Here is a 3546-nt window from a genome sequence, read left to right on the forward strand (position 1 = left end):
CGATCTGAATCTCCGTGCGGCTCACCACCGTGCGGCGAGCACGGCCCTTCACCTCTTCGCCGCCCAGGCGCAGCGATTGGCCTTCGAGCAAATCGAATTCCAGCGTGGTGGCTGCGGCGTCCAGCCGCACGCCCACGTCGCGCAGCGACTCTGAAAGCTGTGTGAGCTTCTTCAAGTCCGCAGGGGGGATGGCCAGGGCTTCGGCCTCGGCTTGCAGGCGGGCCAAGCGGGTGCGTTCGTCGCGCGCTCGGGTGAGGGCGTCCGTCATGGCCGCGAGCGTGGTTTCCAGTTCGGCGGCGGCGCGGGCCGTATCGGCGCGCGTGGCGGCTACACGCACTCGCTCCAGCATCTGGCGGGCCTGCGCGTCGGCGGCCAGGGCCTCGCTGTGCCGTCGCTCCCAGGATTGCACCTCGGTCAGTGCGGTGGCTTCCGCCGCAGCCCGCTTGTCCAGCGCTTGCCGGCGGATTGTCACGGCCGCATCGTCGCGGGCAAAAGCCTCCAGCTCCGAGCGGTGGGATGTCGCCTGAGCGCGCCACTGCTGCAGGGCGGCCTGCTCGGTCTGTTGTCGCGCTTCGAGCCCCTGCGCTGTCTCCAAGCTGGCCTGGGCCAGCCGGTGCTGCTCTCGGATGCCCACCCAGGGGCGTTCCTGCTCGTCGCGCTGATGCTCAAGGCGCAGGGTGGCGAGTCGGTCAACGCTGCCTTGGTAGGCCACGATGTCGCGGTCGAGCGCGGCCAGCGCGTCCGTCAGTTCGGCTTTGCGCTGCAAGGCGGCGGCGTAGTCGCCTTTGGGGTTGCCAGCGGCAGGCGTCAGCAGTTCGTTGCGCTCGGCTTCCACGGCCCGCAACACGACGTCTCCACTGGAGGATGTCAGGTCACCCAGCGACTCGCCCAGCACCTGCCGCAGGTGGTCTGCCGCGTAGGTCACAGCGTCGGCCAGTTCGTGTGAGGTGCCTTGACGAATCCAGAGCAGCCCGGGGATGCCCATGTGCTCGGGCGCGCTGGCGCCTTTGCCCGGGAACTTGAAGCCCAGCAACTGGGCCAGATGGTCTTCAGCAGCGACACCGTCCAGCGAAGGTTGCCCTTCGATGGTGAGGTCGCAGCGCTTCTTGCCCAAGAACACCTTGGTGAGGTGGTACCGCTTCTCGCCCATGTCGAATTCCACATCTACCGTGGGCGTGGCAGAAGAATCGCCCCAAGGGCGCAGGTGCTCCACGCTCCCCGAGCGGTGCCGCTCAAAGAAGGCAGCACGAATGGCTTCGGCCACGGTGGACTTGCCAGACTCGTTGGGCGCGGCGAACAGGTTGAGCCCGTCGGCGAAGCCATCAATCACCAAGGGTTCGCGGAAGCGTTTGAAGTGCTCGATGCGCAGTTTTCGCAGCTTCATGGAGCGGCTCCCTGGTTCTTGGCCTGCGATGGTTTAGCCTGATCATCCAGCAGCCGGGCCAGTATCAAGAGCGCATCGCGTGCGATGGTGCCCTGCGCCTCCGATTGCTCGGCGCGCAGTTCTTGCAATACCTCACCGACGTAGCCATCGGCATGAATGGCCTCAATGTCTGCCTGTGTGGGCTCCAGGCTGAGGTCTTGCGAATCCAGCAGCATGGCCCTGGACCGCGCACGGGCGGCCTCCACACCGCTGTCCAACTGCCGCTGCCCGACCAAGTCGCACACGCCGGACAAGCGCAGTTGCACCACATCGTCGGCGCCGATTTGTTCCAGCTTGCGCAGTGTTTCCTCCACATCGCTGGAGACGGCCAGGTTCGATTCCAGTTGCTGCCAACGGTACCGGCCAACCCCGACCACCTCAACGGATGGAGCGGCACCAGGCCCTTCCATCGACACCAGCACCGCTTGCCCGGAGTCGTTGGCTTTGAATCGGTCGGTTTCTGGCGTGCCGGCGTACCACGTTCGATCGTCCATGCGTCGGCAACCGTGCCAGTCGCCGAGGGCCAGATAGTCCAGCCGCGCTTTAGCGGCGCGGTCTGCCGCAATCGGGTTCGCAGAGTCCACCCCCTCGGGCAGCACGCCCTGCACGCACCCGTGAGCCAGTCCGATGCGGAAAAGGCCTTCAGTCGTTGAAGCTGCGTCGAACCACTCGGTCAGATCGCCATAGGTGTGACGTTGAACCAGCGGCGCCGGCAGCAGCGCAAAGCGGTCTTGCACAACATGGACGCGCGGCTCCAGACAGGTGGTGACGTTGGAGGGGATGACACCCAGGCGGTGCGCGCGGGTCCAGACCGACTCGGCCAATGCGGCATCGTGGTTGCCCGGCATGAGAACCCAAGGCCCCGTGTAGCCCTGCATGGCGTTGAACAGGCGGCGAATGGTCTTGTCTGAGACCGTCTGCGCGTCGAACACGTCGCCGGCGACGAGAACGGCATCGACGCTGTGCTCGATGGCCAATGTGGCCAATCGCTCGACGGCGAGAAAGCGGGCCTCGAACAAGGCCGCAGCATCGTCGGGCTCGAACTGCGAGTAGATCCGCCCGATCTGCCAGTCGGCTGAATGCAGCAATCTAAGTGCCATAACTCCCTCGGTGGTTTTTTTCGCCAAGCAGCCTTGATTCTGCATGACGAAGCGAGCGCCGGTTGCAGGCCCATCCTCGACCGGGCGTGTATTTGCGTCAGGTCGACGTGCCCGGCGTGGACACCAAGTTCATCGAGGCCCACCGAGGCGTGTTGGCTGAGCTGCTGGACCTGGCTCTGGCACCCGAAGTCATCGAGACCCATGCGACCGGCGTCGGCCAGTTCACACGCCGATTCGGCTTCCTGGATAAGCCCGTCCGGATTCGGTTTCGCCTGCTCGACACGGCCTTGCCTAGCCTGCCGGGCGGCCCATCCTCGTCGCAGAGCCTGCCCGATATCACCCTGGACGCTGCGAGCTTCGCGGCGTTGGTGCTACCCGTCCAGCGCGTCTTCATCACCGAGAACGAGACCAACTTTCTTGCCTTCCCTGCTGTGGCCGACGCCATCGTCATCTTCGGCGCAGGCTACGGTTGGGAGGCGCTGGCGCGTGCCGCGTGGCTACATCGATGCCAGCTGCACTACTGGGGTGACATTGACACGCACGGATTCGCCATTCTTGACCAGCTGCGCGGCCACTTTCCCGGTGCGGCGTCCTTCCTCATGGACCGGGAGACGCTCCTGGCCCACCGCCTTCACTGGGGTGAGGAGCCCGAACCTGCGCGCCACGACCTGGCGCGTCTCACGCCCGAGGAGGCGGCCGTCTATGACGACCTCCGATTCGATCGCCACCAGCCCCGGCTGCGACTGGAGCAGGAGCGCGTGGGGTTTGGCTGGTTGTGCGATCGACTGGCCTATATGCTGTAGGCGCGGGCAAGCGAATCGATGAGCACAGAGTGATATAGCGTGCTACCCATTGATTCAGCCGAAACATGGAAAAAACATGGAAATACTTCTGTAAGTTATTGATTTTATTTGTGTTTAGAGTCACCCTCTCTCCGCCAATGATTGCCTAAGTTGTTGATACGTAATAGAAATTTCTCGTATCAATGACAGCTTCCTCCAGGTTGCTGTACTTTTTGCTGTA

Annotated in this window: 3 protein-coding genes; 1 reads left to right on the forward strand and 2 read right to left on the reverse strand. The window is 64.1% G+C overall.

The genetic code is table 11. From position 1 onward, the window contains the following. On the reverse strand, positions 1-1384 hold a 1384-nt coding region (locus AC2VLV_RS17140; RefSeq protein ID WP_486991115.1), incomplete at its 3' end, for an AAA family ATPase. Beyond that, positions 1381-2523, reverse strand: coding sequence for a metallophosphoesterase family protein (locus AC2VLV_RS17145; protein ID WP_486991116.1), 1143 nt, complete (start codon positions 2521-2523; stop codon positions 1381-1383). The genes AC2VLV_RS17140 and AC2VLV_RS17145, both read right to left, overlap by 4 nt. 62 nt (positions 2524-2585) lie before the next feature. On the opposite strand from AC2VLV_RS17145, the gene AC2VLV_RS17150 reads away from it, so the two are divergent. Further along, positions 2586-3326, forward strand: a complete 741-nt coding sequence (locus AC2VLV_RS17150) for a Wadjet anti-phage system protein JetD domain-containing protein (protein WP_486991117.1) — start codon at positions 2586-2588, stop codon at positions 3324-3326. Positions 3327-3546: the final 220 nt, after the last annotated feature.

It is taken from the genome of Thiomonas sp. TH-17 (assembly GCF_057473305.1).